This is a genomic window from Pantoea eucrina (assembly GCF_001691555.1).
Taxonomy (GTDB): domain Bacteria; phylum Pseudomonadota; class Gammaproteobacteria; order Enterobacterales; family Enterobacteriaceae; genus Pantoea; species Pantoea borealis.
This window is the reverse complement of the sequence record NZ_MAYN01000008.1, coordinates 2,255,533-2,275,094: the sequence shown is the minus strand read 5'-3', so window position 1 is coordinate 2,275,094 and position 19,562 is coordinate 2,255,533. Positions and strand designations below refer to the sequence as shown.

Below are 19,562 nucleotides of genomic sequence, written 5' to 3'. Positions count from 1 at the left end.
GACAGCGCTGCCCGTCGCGGCTGTTTCTGACGCCTGGAGGCAGAAAATGGAGATGTTGTCAGGAGCCGAAATGGTCGTCCGTTCGTTGATCGATCAGGGCGTAAAGCAGGTATTCGGTTATCCGGGCGGAGCAGTGCTTGATATCTATGATGCGCTGCAGACGGTCGGTGGAATTGACCATGTACTGGTGCGTCACGAACAGGGCGCAGTGCACATGGCAGATGGTCTGGCACGGGCAACCGGCGAAGTTGGCGTCGTGCTGGTCACGTCTGGCCCGGGGGCGACGAACGCCATCACCGGTATCGCGACCGCCTATATGGATTCGATTCCATTGGTGATCCTGTCAGGTCAGGTGCCCTCATCGCTGATTGGCTATGATGCGTTTCAGGAGTGCGATATGGTCGGTATCTCCCGGCCGGTGGTCAAACACAGCTTCCTGGTAAAAAGCACAGAAGAGATCCCTACGGTGCTTAAGAAGGCCTTCTGGCTGGCGGCCAGCGGGCGTCCCGGCCCGGTAGTCATCGATCTGCCTAAAGATATCCTGAATCCGGCGAATAAACTGCCGTATGCCTGGCCGGAAAGCGTCAGCATGCGCTCGTATAATCCGACGCTGCAGGGCCATAAAGGTCAGATCAAGCGCGCACTGCAGACGCTGCTGGGTGCGCATAAGCCGGTCATTTATGCCGGCGGCGGTGCTATTACGTCGGGATGCGAAGCGGAACTGCGCCAGCTGGCTGAGCAGCTTAATATTCCGGTAACCACTTCACTGATGGGACTGGGCGCGTTTCCCGGCACGCACCGTCAGTGTGTCGGCATGCTTGGCATGCACGGCACGTATGAAGCCAACATGACCATGCACAACGCCGATTTGATCTTTGGCATCGGCGTCCGCTTTGACGATCGCACCACCAACAATCTGGCAAAATATTGCCCGAATGCGACCATCATGCACATTGATGTGGATCCGACGTCGATCTCCAAAACGGTCAGCGCAGATATCCCGATCGTTGGCGATGCGAAACAGACGCTGGTACAGATGCTGGAGCTGCTGGCGCAGAGTGAAACACAGCAGCAGCACGACAGTCTGCGCGACTGGTGGCAGAACATTGAAACCTGGCGCAGCCGCAAGTGTCTGGAATTCGATCGCAGCAGCGATAAGATCAAACCGCAGGCGGTAATAGAGACGGTTGCCCGCCTGACAGGCGGCGAGGCTTATGTGACTTCTGATGTCGGACAGCATCAGATGTTTGCTGCCCTCTATTACCCGTTTGACAAACCGCGTCGCTGGATCAACTCCGGTGGCCTTGGCACCATGGGCTTTGGACTGCCGGCTGCGCTGGGCGTGAAGATGGCACTGCCGGAAGAGACGGTGATTTGTGTTACCGGGGATGGCAGTATTCAGATGAACATCCAGGAGCTGTCGACCGCGCTGCAATACGATCTGCCCGTGCTGGTACTTAACCTGAATAACCGTGTCCTCGGTATGGTGAAACAGTGGCAGGATATGATCTATTCCGGCCGCCATTCTCAATCCTATATGGAGTCGCTGCCTGATTTTGTCCGTCTGGCTGAGGCGTATGGTCACGTCGGTATTGCCATTCAGCATCCTGCCGAGCTGGAAGAGAAGCTGCAGCTGGCGCTGGATACGCTGGCAAAAGGGCGGCTGGTATTTGTGGATGTCACGGTTGATGGCAGCGAGCATGTCTATCCGATGCAGATTCGGGGCGGCTCAATGGATGAAATGTGGTTGAGCAAGACGGAGAGGACTTAATTATGCGTCGTATTCTATCGGTGCTGCTGGAGAATGAATCGGGCGCCTTATCCCGCGTGGTCGGACTCTTCTCCCAGCGCGGTTATAACATTGAGAGCCTGACCGTTGCGCCTACCGACGATCCGACTCTGTCGCGCATGACTATTCAGACCGTAGGCGATGAAAAAGTGATTGAGCAGATTGAGAAGCAGCTGCATAAGCTGGTGGATGTGCTGCGCGTCACTGAACTGGGGCAGGGCGCTTACGTTGAGCGTGAGATCATGCTGGTAAAAATTCAGGCCAGCGGATATGGCCGTGAAGAAGTGAAGCGCAGCGCAGAGATTTTTCGCGGACAAATTGTTGATGTCACACCAACGCTTTACACGGTTCAGCTGGCAGGCACCAGCGATAAGCTCGATGCGTTTCTCAGCAGCGTGCGGGAAGTGGCAGAGATTGTTGAGGTGGCGCGTTCAGGGATCGTTGGCGTGTCACGCGGCGAGCGCATCATGCGTTAATCCCGCTCCGTTATCACCGTAGTTTACTCTAACCCGGCGTAATGCCGGGTTTTTTTATTTTATGCGCCGGCTTCGTTTGCTGATGAAAAGCGGTTGCTCAGGCCGGTTTTCTGCGGTTAGATGTAACAAAGATTTTATCCACAGCTACGTTGCGGATATCTCCGCCAGCTCTGGCTTATCGACATGAAGGTGTTATCGTGAAACTGGATGAAATTGCGCGTCTGGCCGGCGTCTCGCGTACTACTGCCAGCTATGTGATCAATGGCAAAGCGCGGCAGTATCGTGTCAGCGACAAAACGGTTGAGAAAGTAATGGCGGTGGTGCGTGAGTATAACTATCACCCCAATGCGGTCGCCGCAGGCCTGCGCGCAGGGCGCACGCGCTCTATCGGACTGGTGATCCCCGATCTCGAAAATACCAGCTACACGCGTATTGCCAACTATCTGGAGCGTCAGGCACGCCAGCGCGGCTATCAGCTGCTTATCGCCTGTTCAGAAGATCAGCCTGATAACGAAATGCGCTGTATCGAGCATCTGCTGCAGCGTCAGGTCGATGCAATCATCGTTTCTACCTCGCTGCCGCCGGAGCATCCGTTTTACCAGCGCTGGATAAACGACCCGCTGCCCATTGTGGCGCTGGACCGGGCGCTGGATCGTGAACACTTTACCAGCGTTGTGGGGGCCGATCAGGATGATGCACGTGCGCTGGCTGCTGAATTGCGTCAGCTCCCGGTGAAAAACGTACTGTTTATGGGCGCGCTGCCGGAGCTTTCCGTGAGTTTTCTGCGCGAAATGGGCTTTCGCGAAGCCTGGCAGGATGATGAGCGTTCGGTCAGTTATCTCTATTGCAACAGTTTTGATCGCGCGGCGGCTGCCGCACTGTTTGAACACTATCTGGATGAAAATCCGATGCCCGATGCGCTGTTTACCACCTCGTTTGGTCTGCTGCAGGGCGTAATGGATGTCACGCTGAAACGAGAAGGGCGACTGCCGAAAGATCTGGCGATCGCCACGTTTGGCGATCATGAATTACTCGATTTTCTTGATTGTCCGGTACTGGCGGTGGGACAGCGGCACCGCGATGTGGCAGAGCGGGTTCTGGAGCTGGTGCTGGCTTCACTTGATGAACCACGTAAACCTAAACCCGGGTTAACACGCATTCGCCGTAACTTATTTCATCGCGGGCAATTAAGCCGTCTGACAAAATGAGTCAGCGGGCATGATAATGCCCGCCATTTTATTCAGTATCTGGCGGGCAATTAATTATCCGACGTAAAAAAGCGTAAATAACAGCCATTAATTATCACAAAACAGATATCAATTTAATCTTGCTGGGTAAAAGTTAGTCATTTTTGATCCCCATCAACAGGCGCTTGCGCTGGGCTTCCTTTCAGAAATCCCCTAAAATGCTGCCGCTGTCGCATAACCCTGCTCTGGCGTACTTAAGCCAAATCTGAATCAAATTTAATCATATTTGAAGTGAGCAGATATTTTTATACTGTTATTCATCGGTTTAATTTTGCTTTGCCATTCCGCGCGCTTTTTTATTTCGCTTTCCGCTTATTTTTCCGGGATGTAAAGAGTGATATTCACCTGCCGTTGCGGCTTGACAATGTTTTCATCGGCTCCGTAAACTCGTTTCGTGGTAAAAAGTGGGATAAAGTGGTGAAAACGGTAGCTGAGGAGTCAGGCTGGCATGTTCCGCGGGGCAACGTTAGTCAATCTCGACAGTAAAGGGCGGTTAGCGGTTCCGGTGCGCTATCGCGAATTACTGATCGCAGAGTCTCAGGGTCAGATGGTCTCTACTATCGACCTGCACCAGCCCTGCCTGCTGCTTTATACCCTGCCCGAATGGGAAATCATTGAGAAAAAACTGGCTCGCTTATCGAGCATGAATCCGGCAGAACGACGCGTACAGCGTCTGCTACTTGGACATGCCAGCGAATGCCAGATGGATAGTGCAGGCCGGTTGCTGCTGGCAAATACCTTGAGGCAGCACGCAGGACTGAAAAAAGAAGTGATGCTGGTTGGGCAGTTCAACAAGTTTGAATTGTGGGATGAACAGACCTGGTATCAACAAGTCAGGGATGATATTGACGCAGAACATTCAGCTCAGGAACCTTTATCTGAGCGGTTGCAGGACTTATCGCTATAGCTATGCAGGAAAATTTTAAACATACCACGGTGCTGCTGGATGAGGCGGTAAACGGCCTTAATATCAGGGAAGACGGCATTTACATTGACGGCACCTTTGGTCGCGGTGGCCACTCACGCCTGATCCTTTCGCAGCTTGGCGAGAATGGACAGCTGCTGGCCATCGATCGCGATCCGCAGGCAATTGCGGCGGCCGCTGAGATCAACGATCCGCGCTTTTCCATTGTGCACGGCCCTTTTTCAGCGCTGGCAGATTATGTCGACGCGCGCGGGCTAACCGGGAAAATCAGTGGCGTCCTGCTTGATCTGGGCGTCTCTTCGCCGCAGCTGGACGACGCCGAACGCGGCTTCTCGTTTATGCGCGACGGTCCGCTGGATATGCGCATGGATCCCACGCGAGGTCACTCTGCTGCTGAGTGGCTGCTGCACGCAGAAGAAGCTGATATCGCCTTTGTGCTGAAAACATACGGTGAAGAGCGTTTCGCAAAGCGTATTGCACGTGCCATCACAGAGCGTAATCGGGAACAACCGATGACGCGCACCAAAGAGCTGGCTGACGTCATTGCCGCAGCGACCCCGGTCAAAGACAAATTTAAGCACCCGGCTACGCGCAGCTTTCAGGCTATTCGTATCTGGATTAACAGCGAGCTGGAAGAGATTGATACCGCTCTTAAAGGCGCGCTTTCTGTTCTGGCCCCGGGCGGCCGTTTATCCATCATCAGCTTCCATTCTCTTGAAGATCGCCTGGTGAAACGTTTTATGCGCGATCAAAGCCGCGGTCCGCAGGTTCCGGCGGGTATTCCGATGACGGAAAGCCAGCTGAAAGCGCTGGGCGGACGCGAGCTGAAAACGCTGGGCAAACTGATCCCGGGTGAAGCAGAAGTGCGGGAAAACCCGCGTGCGCGCAGCTCGGTGCTGCGTATTGCTGAAAGGACCGCGCCATGATTGGCAATGAGCGGCACAGTCTGCCCGGCGTGATCGGCGGAGACCTGCTGCGCTTTGGCAAGATCCCGGTGTTGTTACTGATTGCCGTACTGGTCTCTTCTGTACTGGTCGTGACCACAACACATAAAACGCGCCTGTTAACGGCGCAGCGCGAACAGCTGGTGCTGGAGCGTGATGCGCTGGATATCGAATGGCGTAACCTGATTCTGGAAGAGAACGCGCTTGGCGATCACAGCCGGGTAGAGCGGATCGCAACCGATAAGCTGCAGCTGCGGCACGTTGATCCTTCTCAGGAAAATATTGTGGTGCAGAAATAAGGAATCGCAGACCTCAATGAGCGGCGCAGGCAAAACGCTGAAGTTAAAAAAACAGGAAGATAAGGCCAGCTTTGTAAGCTGGCGTTTTGCTTTGCTGTGCGGCTGTATTTTACTGGCGCTGGGTGGGCTGCTGTCGCGCGTCGCCTGGCTGCAGGTAATCAAGCCCGATCGGCTGGTTAAAGAGGGCGATCTGCGCTCGCTGCGCGTGCAGGAAGTACCGACAGCGCGTGGCATGATCAGCGACCGCGCCGGACGTCCGCTGGCCGTCAGCGTGCCGGTCAATGCTATCTGGGCCGATCCCAAAGAGCTGATTGGTCACGGCGGCGTTACTCTGGACAGCCGCTGGAAAGCGCTCTCAGATGCGCTGTCGATCCCGCTGGATCAGCTGGCCGCACGCATCAACGCTAATCCCAAAGGGCGCTTCATCTATCTGGCGCGTCAGGTTAACCCGGCCATTGGCGACTATGTGAAAAAACTGAAGCTGCCGGGTATTTATCTGCGTCAGGAGTCGCGCCGCTACTATCCGGCCGGTCAGGTCACTGCGCATCTGATTGGTTTCACCAACATTGACGGACAGGGCATCGAAGGGATTGAGAAAAGCTTCGATAAATGGCTGACGGGCGCGCCAGGCGAGCGGACGGTGCGTAAAGATCGCTTCGGGCGCGTGATTGAAGATATCTCGTCGGTCGACAGCCGTGCTGCACACAATCTGACGCTGAGTATTGATGAGCGGCTGCAGGCGCTGGTGTATCGCGAACTCAACAATGCGGTCGCCTTTAACAAAGCGGAGTCGGGCACGGCGGTGCTGGTTGATGTCAGCACCGGTGAAGTGCTGGCAATGGCAAACAGCCCTGCTTACAACCCGAATAACCTCAGTAATACGCCAAAAGATGTCATGCGTAACCGCGCCATCACCGATATTTTTGAGCCCGGTTCAACGGTGAAACCCATGGTGGTGATGACCGCGCTGCAGCGTGGGGTGGTGAAAGAGAACAGCGTACTGAATACCGTGCCGTACCGCGTAAACGGTCATGAGATCAAAGACGTGGCACGCTATAACGAACTGACCCTGACCGGGGTCTTGCAGAAGTCGAGTAACGTCGGAGTTTCACGTCTGGCGTTAGCGATGCCCTCCTCAGCGCTGGTAGAGACTTACGCGCGCTTTGGACTGGGAAAACCGACCAATTTGGGGCTGGTCGGGGAAAGCAGTGGCTTATACCCTCAAAAACAACGGTGGTCTGACATAGAGAGGGCCACCTTCTCTTTCGGCTACGGGCTAATGGTAACGCCGTTACAGTTAGCGCGAGTCTACGCAACGATTGGCAGCTATGGCATCAATCGTCCCCTCTCCATTACCAAAGTGGATCCGCCGGTTGCGGGTGAGCGCGTCTTTCCGGAGAACCTGGTCAGAACGGTGATGCATATGATGGAGAGCGTGGCGCTGCCTGGCGGTGGTGGTGTAAAAGCCGCTATCAAAGGATATCGCATTGCGATTAAAACCGGCACCGCGAAAAAAGTGGGTCCCGATGGCCGCTACGTCAATAAATATATCGCCTACACCGCCGGTGTGGCGCCCGCCAGTCAGCCGCGTTTTGCGCTGGTCGTGGTGATTAACGATCCGCAGGCCGGTAAATATTATGGCGGTGCAGTCTCTGCGCCGGTGTTTGGCGCCATTATGGGCGGCGTATTACGCACCATGAATATTGAGCCGGATGCACTGCCTGTCGTGGACAAAAACGAATTAGTGAAGAACAGAAATGAGGCATCAAGTGACAGATCGTAACCTGCGCGACTTACTGGCCCCCTGGGTGGCTGGCGCGCCGGCGCGTCCCCTTCGTGACATGACGCTGGACAGCCGCGCGGCGGCGGCCGGCGATCTGTTTATCGCCGTAGCGGGCCATCATGCAGATGGCCGGCGCTTTATCCCGCAGGCCATTGCGCAGGGCGTTGCTGCTGTGATTGCCGAAGCGGAAGGCGAAGCCAGCGACGGCGATATCCGTGAAATACACGGCGTGCCGGTGATCTATCTGGCGCAGCTGCCGCAGCGCCTCTCGGCGCTGGCGGGGCGTTTTTATCAGCAGCCGGGCAACAAGCTGAAGCTGGCAGGCGTGACCGGAACAAACGGCAAGACCACGACCACCCAGCTGATCGCGCAGTGGGCTAATCTGCTGGGCGAGACGGGCGCAGTTATGGGCACCGTGGGTAATGGTCTGTATGGCCAGCTGCTGCCAGCAGAGAACACCACCGGATCGGCGGTTGAGGTTCAGCATATTCTGCACGACTTAGTCGGGCAGGGTGCTACCCTGACGGCGATGGAAGTCTCGTCGCACGGTCTGGTACAGCACCGCGTAGCGGCATTACCGTTTGCTGCTGCGGTGTTTACTAACCTGAGCCGCGATCATCTCGACTACCATGGCGACATGCAAAGCTATGAGTCAGCCAAGTGGCTGCTCTTTTCTGAACATCAGATTGGTGACGCAATCATCAATGCTGATGATGAGACCGGCTACCGCTGGCTGCAGCAATTGCCCGATGCGGTCGCCGTAACCATGGAAAATAACCTGCCAGCCAGCTGGCACGGGCGCTGGCTCAACGCCACTGAGGTTACGTACCACGACAATGGTGCACGCGTACGCTTCAGCTCCAGCTGGGGTGAAGGCACGTTCAACAGCCGCCTGATGGGCGCTTTTAACGTCAGCAATCTGCTGCTGGCGCTGGCTACGCTGCTGACCATGGACTATCCGCTGGAAACCTTAGTGGCAACCGCTGCAGAACTGCAGCCGGTATGCGGCCGCATGGAAGTATTCAGCGCACCGGGCAAAGCCACCGTTGTGGTGGATTATGCGCATACTCCGGATGCGCTGGAGAAAGCGCTGGAAGCGGCGCGTCTGCACTGTAAGGGCCAGCTCTGGTGCGTCTTCGGCTGCGGCGGCGATCGCGACAAAGGCAAGCGTCCGCTGATGGGGGCGATTGCTGAACAGTTTGCTGACGTTGTGGTGATCACCGATGACAACCCGCGCAGCGAAGAACCCGCCGCGATTGTGGACGATATTCTGACCGGGCTGCTTGATCCTGGCCGCGCGCGCGTGGTGCCAGGCCGGGCACAGGCGGTGACCAGTGCCGTGATGCAGGCGAAAGCTGACGATATCGTGCTCGTCGCCGGTAAGGGACATGAGGATTATCAGATTATTGGCAATCGTCGTCTCGACTACTCGGACCGCGATACGGTCGCCCGACTGCTGGGAGTAATGGCATGATCCCGATTACGCTGCAAACGCTGGCTGACATCAGCGGCGGCACGCTGCACGGCAGCGATGCAACCCTGCATGAAGTCACCACTGACACCCGTAAAATCACGCCAGGCTGCCTGTTTGTGGCGCTGGTGGGTGAGCGTTTTGATGCGCACGATTTTGCTGAACAGGCGATGAACAGCGGTGCGCAGGCGCTGCTGGTCAGCCGGCCGTTACCGGTTGCGCTGCCACAGGTGGTGGTGGCTGACACGCGCATTGCGTTCGGCCAGCTTGGTGCCTGGGTACGCCAGCAGTCAGCTGCGCGCGTTGTTGCGCTGACCGGCTCCTCGGGTAAAACCTCAGTGAAAGAGATGACGGCGGCGATTTTACGCCAGTGCGGTGAAACGCTCTACACTGCCGGTAACCTGAACAACGACTACGGCGTGCCGATGACGCTGCTGCGCCTGACGCCGGCACATCAGTACGCAGTCATTGAACTGGGCGCTAACCACCAGGGTGAAATAGCCTATACCACCGCGCTGGTGCAGCCGGAGACCGCGCTGGTCAACAACCTGGCGGCGGCTCACCTCGAAGGCTTTGGTTCACTGGCAGGCGTGGCGAAAGCGAAAGGCGAAATTTTTGCCGGTTTGCCGCTGCACGGCACGGCCATTGTGAACGCGGACAGTCACGATCTCCCTAACTGGCAGCCCTATTTTGCCGGCAGAACGCTGTGGCACTTTTCGCCACAACCGCTGACGGACGCGGAGTTTCGCGCCAGCGATATCGTACTGCGACCTGACGTGACCTGCTTTACGCTGCACACGCCGCGCGGAGAGATCGCTATCGAACTGCCGCTGCCGGGCCGCCACAATATCGCTAACGCGCTGGCCGCTGCGGCGCTGGCCCTGTCGGTAGATGCGCCACTGACGGCTATTCAGGCTGGCCTGAAAACGCTGCAGCCGGTGCCGGGACGTCTGTTCCCGGTTCGTCTCTCGGCAACACAGCTGCTGCTGGATGACAGCTATAACGCGAACGTGGGATCGATGACGGCCGCTGCGCAGGTGCTGGGTGAGATGCCAGGCTTCCGCGTTATGGTGGTGGGGGACATGGGCGAGCTGGGTGACGAAGCGGAAGCGTGCCACCGTCAGGTGGGTGCCGCAGCACTCGCTGCTGGCGTGGACGCCGTGCTCAGCACGGGGCAGCTCAGCCATTTTATCAGCGACAGCAGCGGCAAAGGACAGCATTTTGCCAGCAAAGCCGCACTGATCGCGCATCTGCAGGCGCTGCTCGCGCAGCATCCTGAGATCACTATTTTAGTTAAAGGTTCACGTAGTGCCGCCATGGAGCAGGTAGTACAGGGACTGAAGGAGAAAGGAACATGCTAGTCTGGCTGGCCGAACATCTGGTCGCATTTTATTCCGGTTTTAACGTCTTTTCCTATCTGACGTTTCGCGCCATTGTCAGCCTGCTGACCGCTCTGTTTATCTCATTATGGATGGGACCGCGCCTGATCGCCTGGCTGCAGAAGCTGCAGATTGGCCAGGTGGTACGTAATGATGGCCCGGAGTCGCATTTCAGCAAACGCGGCACGCCGACCATGGGCGGCATTATGATCCTGACGTCAATCACGATCTCCGTACTGATGTGGGCCTATCCCTCTAATCCCTACGTCTGGTGTGTACTGGTGGTCCTGCTGGGCTTTGGCGCCATTGGCTTTGTTGACGACTACCGTAAAGTGGTGCGCAAAGATACCAAAGGACTCATCGCGCGCTGGAAATATTTCTGGATGTCGGTGATCTCACTGGGTGTGGCATTTGCGCTGTTTGTGGCCGGCAAAGATACGCCTGCTACCCAGCTGGTCGTGCCCTTCTTTAAAGATGTGATGCCGCAGCTGGGACTGTTTTATGTGGTGCTGGCCTACTTCGTTATTGTGGGCACCGGTAACGCCGTGAACCTTACCGATGGTCTCGATGGCCTGGCGATTATGCCAACGGTGTTTGTCGCCGCTGGCTTTGCGCTGGTCGCCTGGGCAACCGGCAACGTGAAGTTTGCTGAGTATCTGCACATTCCCTATCTGCGCCATGCCGGTGAACTGGTGATTGTCTGTACTGCGATCGTCGGGGCCGGGCTCGGTTTCCTGTGGTTTAACACCTATCCGGCGCAGGTTTTCATGGGTGACGTAGGGTCACTGGCGCTGGGCGGCGCGCTCGGCACGCTGGCGGTGCTGCTGCGTCAGGAGTTTCTGCTGGTGATCATGGGTGGCGTGTTTGTGGTTGAAACGCTGTCGGTGATCCTGCAGGTCGGCTCCTTTAAACTGCGCGGCCAGCGTATTTTCCGCATGGCACCTATTCATCACCACTATGAACTCAAGGGCTGGCCGGAGCCGCGCGTTATCGTGCGCTTCTGGATTATTTCGCTGATGCTGGTGCTGATTGGCCTGGCTACGCTGAAGGTGCGTTAATCATGGCTGACTATCGGGGCAGAAACGTTGTCATTATCGGGCTGGGTATTACCGGCCTCTCCTGTGTCGATTTCTTCCTGGGGCAGGGCGTGACGCCGCGCGTTATGGATACCCGCGTCTCACCACCCGGCCAGGATAAGCTGCCGGCGCAGGTGGCGTGTCATACCGGCAGTATCAACAGCGACTGGCTGATGGCCGCCGATCTGATCGTGGCCAGCCCCGGCATTGCGCTGGCGCATCCGGCCCTGAGCGAAGCAGCGGACGCCGGAATTGAGATTGTGGGAGATATTGAGCTTTTCTGCCGTGAAGCGCAGGCGCCGGTGGTAGCCATCACCGGCTCCAACGGTAAAAGTACGGTCACGACGCTGGTGGGCGAAATGGCCCGTGCAGCGGGCTGGGCTGTGGGCGTCGGGGGCAACATTGGCCTGCCGGCGCTGACGCTGCTGAAATCGCCCGCGCAGCTCTATGTTCTTGAGCTCTCCAGCTTTCAGCTGGAAACAACACACAGTCTGAAAGCGGCGGCGGCTACGATCCTCAACGTGACCGAAGATCATATGGATCGCTATCCGCTGGGTATGCAGCAGTATCGCGCCGCCAAGTTACGTATTTATGAAAACGCAGCGATTTGTGTCGTCAATGCCGATGATGGCCTGACCATGCCGGTCCGCGGTGCCGATCGGCGCTGTATCAGCTTTGGCGTCGACCTGGGCGATTATCATCTGACCCGGCAGCAGGGCAGCACCTGGCTGCGCGCTCGCGGCGAAAAGATCCTGAACACCGCTGAGATGAAGCTGGTGGGGCAGCACAATTACACCAATGCGCTGGCTGCGCTGGCGCTGGCGGATGCAGTGGCTATCCCGCGCGCGTCGAGCCTGAAAGCGCTGACGACCTATAGCGGTCTGCCGCACCGCTTCCAGTTAGTGCATGAAGCGCGCGGAGTGCGCTGGATCAACGACTCCAAAGCCACCAACGTTGGCAGTACCGAAGCGGCGCTGCAGGGGCTGCAGGTAGCGGGTACGCTCTGGCTGCTGCTCGGCGGCGATGGTAAAGGCGCGGATTTCTCTCCGCTTGCGCGTTATCTGCAGGGCGACAATGTCCGTTTGTTCTGCTTTGGCCGCGATGGCGATGCGCTGGCCGCACTGCGACCAGACGTGGCGACACGAACCGAAACGCTGCAGCAGGCGGTCGCACAGATTGCCGCGGCGGCTCAGGCTGGTGACATGGTGCTGCTTTCGCCCGCCTGTGCCAGCCTCGATCAGTTTCGTAATTTTGAGCAGCGCGGCGATCTCTTCGCGCAGCTGGCGAAGGAGTCAGGCTGATGCGTATACCCGGAACTGCCCTTGCCAGTTTCCTGTCCGTGCGTCTGCGCGACTGGGTCATGGGCGCGCGCGACGGCGACGATGCGCCGGTGGTGCTTTACGATCGCACGCTTTTATGGCTGACGTTTGGTCTGGCCATTATCGGGTTTGTCATGGTGACGTCTGCCTCCATGCCGGTAGGACAGCGTCTGAACGACGATCCCTTTTATTTTGCCAAGCGCGATGCGTTTTATATCCTGCTGGCACTCGGTATGGCGCTGGTTACCCTGCGTATTCCGATGGATTTCTGGCAGCGCTACAGCAACGCCATGCTGGTAGCGTCGGTGCTGATGCTGCTGATTGTACTGGTCGTGGGCAGCTCGGTTAACGGTGCATCGCGCTGGATTGCGCTGGGGCCGCTGCGTATTCAGCCTGCGGAACTCTCAAAGCTCTCCCTGTTCTGCTATCTCGCCAGTTATCTGGTGCGTAAAGTGGAAGAGGTGCGTAATAACTTCTGGGGTTTCTGTAAGCCGATGGGCGTGATGGTGATCCTCGCCGTACTGCTGCTGGCGCAGCCGGACCTCGGAACGGTGGTGGTGCTGTTTGTGACCACGCTGGCGATGCTGTTCCTCGCGGGCGCCAAACTGTGGCAATTCCTTGCGATTATCGGCTCCGGGATCTTTGCCGTGGTGCTGCTGATTATCGCCGAACCCTATCGTATGCGCCGCGTCACCTCGTTCTGGAATCCCTGGGAAGATCCGTTTGGCAGCGGCTATCAGCTGACGCAGTCGCTGATGGCGTTTGGCCGCGGTGAATTCTGGGGGCAGGGGCTGGGGAATTCCGTGCAGAAGCTGGAGTATCTGCCGGAGGCGCACACCGATTTTATCTTCTCGATAATCGGCGAAGAGCTCGGTTATGTCGGTGTGGTTTTAGCCCTGTTAATGGTATTCTTCGTCGCTTTTCGCGCGATGTCGATCGGCCGTCGCGCCCTTGAACTTGACCAGCGCTTTTCCGGCTTTCTCGCCTGTTCAATTGGCGTCTGGTTTAGCTTCCAGGCGCTGGTTAATGTCGGTGCGGCAGCCGGTATGCTGCCGACAAAAGGCCTGACGCTGCCGCTGATCAGTTACGGGGGCTCGAGTCTGATTATTATGTCGACCGCCATCGTATTTTTACTGCGTATCGATTATGAAACGCGCCTCGCGAAAGCGCAGGCGTTTACCCGAGGTGCCCGATGAGTAGCAAACGGCTGATGGTCATGGCTGGCGGAACCGGCGGACACGTGTTTCCCGGCCTGGCCGTGGCACATCATCTGATGGAGCAGGGCTGGCAGGTACGCTGGCTGGGAACGGCTGACCGGATGGAAGCGGATCTGGTGCCAAAACACGGCATTGAGATCGACTTCATTCGCATCAGCGGACTGCGTGGCAAAGGCATCAAAGCGCTGCTGCTGGCCCCGGTGCGTATTATCAACGCCTGGCGTCAGGCCCGCCGCATCATGAAACAGTGGCAGCCCGACGTGGTGCTGGGCATGGGTGGCTATGTCTCCGGGCCGGGTGGTCTGGCGGCATGGAGTTGCGGTATCCCGGTGGTGCTTCACGAGCAGAACGGTATCGCGGGACTCACCAACAAATGGCTGGCAAAAATTGCCACTAAAGTGATGCAGGCGTTTCCCGGTGCGTTTCCGGCGGCGGATATCGTCGGTAACCCGGTGCGTACCGATGTGCTGGCGCTGCCGTCGCCGGCTGAACGCCTGCGCGATCGCAGCGGCCCGCTGCGGGTGCTGGTTGTTGGCGGCAGTCAGGGCGCACGGATCCTGAATCAGACGCTGCCCCAGGTTGCTGCCGAACTGGGCGATGCCATTACCCTCTGGCATCAGACTGGCCGAGGCGGCCAGGCGATAGTGCAGCAGGCGTATCAGGCTGCGGGTCAGCCACAGCATAAGGTTACCGAGTTTATCGACGATATGGCCGCTGCCTACGCCTGGGCGGACGTGGTGGTATGTCGTTCAGGTGCGCTGACGGTCAGCGAAATTGCGGCGGCAGGTCTGCCGGCTATTTTCGTGCCGTTTCAGCATAAAGATCGCCAGCAATACTGGAATGCGCTGCCGCTGGAAAACGCGGGCGCGGCCAAAATTTTTGAGCAGCCGCAGTTCACTGCGGAAGGGGTAGCGGAGACGCTGCGCCAGTGGGACCGCGCGACGCTGCTGACCATGGCTGAACAGGCCCGTCAGGTTGCGATCCCGGATGCCACCGAACGCGTTGCCCGTGAAGTGGCGCGCGCTGCAAAGTAAATTTTCGGGCCTGATGAATAGGCCTGCATCCGTATGCGGGTGCGAACAGGAAAACAGGTAACAGAGAGCGATGAATACACAACAACTGGCAAAACTGCGTTCAATTGTGCCCGAGATGCGACGCGTCCGGCACATCCACTTTGTTGGCATCGGCGGTGCCGGCATGGGCGGTATTGCCGAAGTGTTGGCGAATGAAGGGTATCACATCAGCGGATCCGATCTGGCGCCCAATCCGGTGACCCAGCATCTCGCTTCGCTGGGGGCGACTATCTATTTTAACCATCGTCCGGAGAACGTCACCGATGCGAGCGTGGTCGTGGTTTCAACCGCGGTGGCGCAGGATAATCCGGAGCTGGTGGCTGCCCGCGAGCAGCGTATTCCGGTGATCCGTCGCGCAGAGATGCTGGCAGAGCTGATGCGTTTCCGCCACGGCATCGCCATTGCCGGTACGCACGGTAAAACCACGACTACCGCGATGGTCACCAGTATCTATGCGGAAGGCGGGCTGGATCCGACCTTTGTTAACGGCGGCCTGGTGAAAGCGGCAGGCACGCATGCGCGGCTGGGGACCAGCCGTTACCTGATTGCTGAGGCGGACGAGAGCGACGCCTCTTTCCTGCATCTGCAGCCGATGGTGGCGATTGTGACCAACATCGAAGCGGATCATATGGATACTTATCAGGGCGATTTTGAGAACCTGAAACAGACCTTTATCAATTTCCTGCACAACCTGCCGTTTTATGGCCGCGCGGTGCTTTGCGTGGATGATGTCGTGATCCGCGACCTGATCCCGCGCGTGGGTCGCCAGATTACTACGTACGGCTTCAGCGATGATGCGGATGTGCGGGTAGAGAACTATGAGCAGCGCGGTGCGCAGGGACATTTTACTCTGCGCCGTCACGATAAGCCGCTGCTGCAGGTCACCCTGAATGCGCCTGGCCGCCATAATGCTCTTAACGCCGCGGCGGCCGTAGCGGTCGCCAGCGAAGAGGGTATTGAGGATGAGGCCATTCTTGCGGCGCTGGAGAGCTTCCAGGGCACCGGACGCCGGTTTGACGTGCTGGGTGAGTTTGATACGGCTGCCGTAAACGGCAAGCCGGGCAGCGCAATGCTGGTTGACGATTACGGTCATCACCCTACCGAAGTGGATGTCACCATTAAGGCCGCGCGCGCTGGCTGGCCGGATAAAAAGCTGATGATGGTTTTCCAGCCGCACCGCTATACCCGCACCCGCGATCTGTTTGACGATTTTGCCAATGTGCTCTCCCAGGTGGATGTGCTGCTAATGCTGGAGGTTTATCCGGCCGGAGAGGCACCGATTCCGGGCGCCGACAGCCGCTCTCTGTGCCGTGCGATCCGCAGTCGCGGCAAAGTCGACCCGATTCTGGTGGCTGAGCATGACGCACTGCCGGATGCGCTGGCCCCCCTGCTATCAGGTGATGATTTAGTGATTGTGCAGGGCGCGGGGAATATCGGCAAAATTGCACGCCGGCTGGCTGATAATCAGCTGCAGACTGTACCGGGTCAGGAGGCGCGTCATGGCTGATAAAGTCGCCGTATTGATGGGCGGCACCTCGGCAGAGCGCGAGGTGTCACTAAAGTCAGGCAGCGCGGTGCTGGCTGGCCTGCAGGAAATGGGTATTGATGCGCACGGTGTGGATACCCGTGATGTATCGGTACTGACGCTGAAACAGCAGGGGTTTACCAAAGCCTTTATCGCGCTGCACGGGCGCGGTGGTGAAGATGGCACGCTGCAGGGCGTGCTGGACTTTATGCAGCTGCCCTATACGGGCAGTGGCGTGATGGCTTCTGCTGTCACCATGGATAAACTGCGAACCAAGCTGCTCTGGCAGGGCAGGGGACTGCCGTCAGGCAAATTTGTCTGGCTGACCCGTGAACAGTATCAGCAGGGGATCGATGCGCAGACCGTGAACGCTATCGGGGCGCTGGGTTTACCGCTGTTTGTTAAGCCGAGCTGTGAAGGATCCAGCGTAGGTATCAGCCGGGTTGACGACGCTGACAGCCTGCCAGCGGCGCTGGATGAAGCATTTCGCCATGACAATGATGTGCTGATTGAAGCTTTTTTAAGCGGTGATGAATATACCGTGGCAATTGTCGGGGAAGAAATCCTGCCATCCATTAAAATTAAAACAGCCAGCGCTTTCTATGACTATGAAGCAAAATACATTTCTGACGATACTCAGTACTTCTGTCCCAGTGGTCTGAGTGCGGAAAAAGAAGCGGAACTGCAAAAGCTGGTGCTGGCTGCCTGGCAGTCGCTGGGCTGCAGCGGCTGGGGGCGTGTGGATGTCATGACCGACAGCAAAGGCGATTTTCAGCTGCTGGAGGTAAATACGTCGCCGGGCATGACCAGCCATAGTCTGGTCCCGATGGCAGCGCGGCAGGCGGGTTACAGTTTCCCGCAGCTGGTGACGCGCATTCTGGCGCTGGCTGACTGATATGTCTCAGGCAGCGCTACGCGTACGCAATCGCGAACCTCAGGAGCGAGCCCGCACCGGGCGCAGCAACGGCGCACGGCTGTTTGGCATTGTGTTTCTGCTGCTGGTGCTGGGCACCATGATAGCCGGTGGTCTGGTGGTGCTGAAGTGGATGAATGACGCTTCACGTCTGCCGCTATCGAGGCTGGTGGTAACGGGGCAAACCCATTACACCACGCATGACGATATTCGCCAGGCGATTCTGTCACTGGGTGCCCCCGGGACCTTTATGTCGCAGAATGTGGACATCATTCAGCAGCAGATTGAACGATTACCCTGGATTAAACAGGTCAGCGTGCGTAAGCAGTGGCCTGATGAGCTGAAGATAAATCTGGTGGAGTATGTTCCGGTTGCACGCTGGAACGACTCACACATGGTAGATGCCGATGGCGTCTCCTTCAGCGTTCCGGCCAGCCATGTCGGCAAAGAAAATCTGCCGATGCTCTATGGACCGGAAGGCAGTGAAAAAGAGGTGCTGGCGGGCTATCACTCCCTGCGGGATGTGCTCCAGGCCAGCAAGTTTACCCTGAAGGTCGCGTCGATGACGGCGCGTCGCTCATGGCAGCTGGTCACCGGGGACGATATCCGAATCGAACTGGGGCGGAGCGATACCATGAAGCGTCTGAACCGTTTTATTGAGCTCTATCCGGAGCTTCAGCTGCAGGGCCAGAATGAAAGCAAGCGTGTTGATTATGTTGATCTACGCTATGACTCTGGCGCCGCAGTAGGCTGGGTTCCGGCACCGATTGAGCCACAGGACAGTAATCAGCAACAGAACCAGGCACAGGCTAAACCATAATGATCAAGGCAACGGACAGAAAACTGGTAGTAGGACTTGAAATTGGCACCGCGAAGGTTGCCGCCCTGGTTGGAGAAATTCTGCCCGATGGTATGGTCAATATTATCGGGGTGGGCAGCTGCCCGTCGCGCGGTATGGACAAAGGCGGCGTAAACGATCTGGAGTCAGTGGTGAAGTGCGTACAGCGCGCTATCGATCAGGCGGAACTGATGGCAGATTGCCAGATTTCGTCAGTCTACCTGGCTTTATCGGGCAAACACATCAGCTGTCAGAACGAAATCGGGATGGTTCCGATTTCCGAAGAGGAAGTGACTCAGGATGATGTGGAAAACGTTGTCCATACGGCTAAATCGGTGCGTGTACGCGATGAGCATCGCATTCTGCATGTTATTCCGCAGGAATACGCCATTGATTACCAGGAGGGCATCAAGAACCCGGTGGGCTTATCCGGTGTCCGTATGCAGGCCAAAGTACATTTAATCACCTGTCACAACGATATGGCGAAAAATATCGTGAAAGCAGTTGAACGATGCGGGCTTAAAGTTGACCAATTGATTTTTGCCGGACTGGCTTCCAGCTTTTCTGTCCTGACCGAAGATGAACGTGAGCTGGGCGTCTGTGTTGTCGACATCGGTGGCGGTACAATGGATATCGCGGTATACACCGGCGGCGCACTGCGTCACACCAAAGTTATCCCCTATGCCGGGAACGTTGTGACCAGCGACATCGCCTACGCGTTTGGTACACCGCCTACTGACGCCGAGGCGATCAAAGTCCGCCACGGCTGCGCGCTGGGATCGATTGTCGGCAAAGATGAGAATGTAGAAGTGCCAAGCGTAGGTGGACGCCCGCCGCGCAGCCTGCAGCGTCAGACGCTGGCTGAAGTCATTGAGCCGCGCTACACCGAACTGCTGAATCTGGTGAACGACGAGATTCTGCAACTGCAGGAACAGCTGCGCCAGCAGGGTGTGAAGCATCATCTTGCTGCCGGTATTGTATTAACCGGCGGCGCGGCGCAAATTGAAGGTCTGGCAGCCTGCGCACAGCGTGTATTTCATACGCAGGTGCGTATTGGCCAGCCGCTGAACATTACCGGCCTGACCGATTACGCTCAGGAGTCATATTACTCTACGGCGGTCGGCCTGCTGCACTATGGTAAAGAGTCACACCTGAACGGTGATGCAGAAACAGAAAAACGTGCTTCGGTTGGCAACTGGTTTAAACGAATCAACAGCTGGCTGAAGAAAGAGTTTTAATTTTGATAAAAGGAGATCATGCTGGCAATGTTTATGATCTCCAGGCGAAC

General features: G+C 57.3%; 17 protein-coding genes. All 17 read left to right on the top strand.

Features of this window, described 5'->3' with window-relative positions; translation table 11 throughout:
• Positions 1–46 precede the first annotated feature (46 nt).
• The 17 genes from ilvI to ftsA all read left to right on the top strand — a co-directional run bounded on the left by ilvI (position 47) and on the right by ftsA (position 19,512).
• On the top strand, positions 47–1,771 hold the full coding sequence (ilvI, locus tag BBA90_RS16870; protein ID WP_065650146.1) for an acetolactate synthase 3 large subunit: 1,725 nt from the start codon (positions 47–49) through the stop codon (positions 1,769–1,771).
• Between the two features lie 2 nt (positions 1,772–1,773).
• The gene (gene ilvN / locus BBA90_RS16865; RefSeq protein WP_065650145.1) at positions 1,774–2,265 is read left to right on the top strand and encodes an acetolactate synthase small subunit; all 492 of its coding nucleotides are present in this window, start codon (positions 1,774–1,776) and stop codon (positions 2,263–2,265) included.
• Between the two features lie 197 nt (positions 2,266–2,462).
• A complete protein-coding gene (gene cra / locus BBA90_RS16860) occupies positions 2,463–3,473 on the top strand; it encodes a catabolite repressor/activator (protein ID WP_065650144.1) in 1,011 nt (336 codons plus the stop codon).
• 487 nt (positions 3,474–3,960) lie between these two features.
• A complete protein-coding gene (gene mraZ / locus BBA90_RS16855; protein WP_065650143.1) occupies positions 3,961–4,419 on the top strand; it encodes a division/cell wall cluster transcriptional repressor MraZ in 459 nt (152 codons plus the stop codon).
• Positions 4,420–4,421: 2 nt separating this feature from the next.
• Complete coding sequence (rsmH, locus tag BBA90_RS16850) at positions 4,422–5,363, top strand: 16S rRNA (cytosine(1402)-N(4))-methyltransferase RsmH (RefSeq protein ID WP_065650142.1); 942 nt, start codon at positions 4,422–4,424, stop codon at positions 5,361–5,363.
• A complete protein-coding gene (gene ftsL, locus BBA90_RS16845) occupies positions 5,360–5,680 on the top strand; it encodes a cell division protein FtsL (RefSeq protein WP_039382567.1) in 321 nt (106 codons plus the stop codon). Before rsmH ends, ftsL begins: the two co-directional genes overlap by 4 nt.
• Before the next feature lie 16 nt (positions 5,681–5,696).
• Positions 5,697–7,463 (top strand): peptidoglycan glycosyltransferase FtsI, encoded by a 1,767-nt coding sequence (locus tag BBA90_RS16840; protein ID WP_065650141.1) that lies wholly within the window; start codon positions 5,697–5,699, stop codon positions 7,461–7,463.
• Positions 7,450–8,937 carry a UDP-N-acetylmuramoyl-L-alanyl-D-glutamate--2,6-diaminopimelate ligase gene (murE, locus tag BBA90_RS16835; protein ID WP_065650140.1) on the top strand — a complete coding sequence of 496 codons (1,488 nt, stop codon included), beginning with the start codon at positions 7,450–7,452 and terminating at the stop codon, positions 8,935–8,937. Before BBA90_RS16840 ends, murE begins: the two co-directional genes overlap by 14 nt.
• On the top strand, positions 8,934–10,295 hold the full coding sequence (murF, locus tag BBA90_RS16830) for a UDP-N-acetylmuramoyl-tripeptide--D-alanyl-D-alanine ligase (RefSeq protein WP_065650139.1): 1,362 nt from the start codon (positions 8,934–8,936) through the stop codon (positions 10,293–10,295). The genes murE and murF overlap by 4 nt, the downstream gene beginning before the upstream one ends.
• Positions 10,289–11,371 carry a phospho-N-acetylmuramoyl-pentapeptide-transferase gene (gene mraY / locus BBA90_RS16825; RefSeq protein WP_039382574.1) on the top strand — a complete coding sequence of 361 codons (1,083 nt, stop codon included), beginning with the start codon at positions 10,289–10,291 and terminating at the stop codon, positions 11,369–11,371. The genes murF and mraY overlap by 7 nt, the downstream gene beginning before the upstream one ends.
• A gap of 2 nt (positions 11,372–11,373) precedes the next feature.
• Positions 11,374–12,690, top strand: coding sequence for a UDP-N-acetylmuramoyl-L-alanine--D-glutamate ligase (gene murD / locus BBA90_RS16820; protein ID WP_065650138.1), 1,317 nt, complete (start codon positions 11,374–11,376; stop codon positions 12,688–12,690).
• Positions 12,690–13,904 carry a cell division protein FtsW gene (ftsW, locus tag BBA90_RS16815; RefSeq protein ID WP_065650137.1) on the top strand — a complete coding sequence of 405 codons (1,215 nt, stop codon included), beginning with the start codon at positions 12,690–12,692 and terminating at the stop codon, positions 13,902–13,904. The genes murD and ftsW overlap by 1 nt, the downstream gene beginning before the upstream one ends.
• Positions 13,901–14,959, top strand: a complete 1,059-nt coding sequence (gene murG / locus BBA90_RS16810; RefSeq protein ID WP_065650136.1) for an undecaprenyldiphospho-muramoylpentapeptide beta-N-acetylglucosaminyltransferase — start codon at positions 13,901–13,903, stop codon at positions 14,957–14,959. Before ftsW ends, murG begins: the two co-directional genes overlap by 4 nt.
• Positions 14,960–15,029: 70 nt before the next feature.
• Positions 15,030–16,505 (top strand): UDP-N-acetylmuramate--L-alanine ligase, encoded by a 1,476-nt coding sequence (gene murC / locus BBA90_RS16805; RefSeq protein WP_065650135.1) that lies wholly within the window; start codon positions 15,030–15,032, stop codon positions 16,503–16,505.
• Positions 16,498–17,418 (top strand): D-alanine--D-alanine ligase, encoded by a 921-nt coding sequence (locus BBA90_RS16800; RefSeq protein ID WP_065650134.1) that lies wholly within the window; start codon positions 16,498–16,500, stop codon positions 17,416–17,418. Before murC ends, BBA90_RS16800 begins: the two co-directional genes overlap by 8 nt.
• 1 nt (position 17,419) lies before the next feature.
• Complete coding sequence (gene ftsQ, locus BBA90_RS16795; protein ID WP_065650133.1) at positions 17,420–18,256, top strand: cell division protein FtsQ; 837 nt, start codon at positions 17,420–17,422, stop codon at positions 18,254–18,256.
• On the top strand, positions 18,256–19,512 hold the full coding sequence (gene ftsA, locus BBA90_RS16790) for a cell division protein FtsA (RefSeq protein WP_039382588.1): 1,257 nt from the start codon (positions 18,256–18,258) through the stop codon (positions 19,510–19,512). The genes ftsQ and ftsA overlap by 1 nt, the downstream gene beginning before the upstream one ends.
• The last annotated feature ends 50 nt before the right edge of the window (positions 19,513–19,562 follow it).

Bases quoted from the DNA above. Each gene is read 5' to 3' on its own strand.
- murG (WP_065650136.1), top strand. From the start codon at position 13,901: ATGAGTAGCAAACGGCTGATGGTCATGGCTGGCGGAACCGGCGGACAC.
- mraZ (WP_065650143.1), top strand. From the start codon at position 3,961: ATGTTCCGCGGGGCAACGTTAGTCAATCTCGACAGTAAAGGGCGGTTA.
- ilvN (WP_065650145.1), top strand. From the start codon at position 1,774: ATGCGTCGTATTCTATCGGTGCTGCTGGAGAATGAATCGGGCGCCTTA.
- mraY (WP_039382574.1), top strand. From the start codon at position 10,289: ATGCTAGTCTGGCTGGCCGAACATCTGGTCGCATTTTATTCCGGTTTT.
- ftsL (WP_039382567.1), top strand. From the start codon at position 5,360: ATGATTGGCAATGAGCGGCACAGTCTGCCCGGCGTGATCGGCGGAGAC.
- murC (WP_065650135.1), top strand. From the start codon at position 15,030: ATGAATACACAACAACTGGCAAAACTGCGTTCAATTGTGCCCGAGATG.
- ftsQ (WP_065650133.1), top strand. From the start codon at position 17,420: ATGTCTCAGGCAGCGCTACGCGTACGCAATCGCGAACCTCAGGAGCGA.
- rsmH (WP_065650142.1), top strand. From the start codon at position 4,422: ATGCAGGAAAATTTTAAACATACCACGGTGCTGCTGGATGAGGCGGTA.
- murF (WP_065650139.1), top strand. From the start codon at position 8,934: ATGATCCCGATTACGCTGCAAACGCTGGCTGACATCAGCGGCGGCACG.
- BBA90_RS16800 (WP_065650134.1), top strand. From the start codon at position 16,498: ATGGCTGATAAAGTCGCCGTATTGATGGGCGGCACCTCGGCAGAGCGC.
- ftsA (WP_039382588.1), top strand. From the start codon at position 18,256: ATGATCAAGGCAACGGACAGAAAACTGGTAGTAGGACTTGAAATTGGC.
- ilvI (WP_065650146.1), top strand. From the start codon at position 47: ATGGAGATGTTGTCAGGAGCCGAAATGGTCGTCCGTTCGTTGATCGAT.
- BBA90_RS16840 (WP_065650141.1), top strand. From the start codon at position 5,697: ATGAGCGGCGCAGGCAAAACGCTGAAGTTAAAAAAACAGGAAGATAAG.
- ftsW (WP_065650137.1), top strand. From the start codon at position 12,690: ATGCGTATACCCGGAACTGCCCTTGCCAGTTTCCTGTCCGTGCGTCTG.
- murD (WP_065650138.1), top strand. From the start codon at position 11,374: ATGGCTGACTATCGGGGCAGAAACGTTGTCATTATCGGGCTGGGTATT.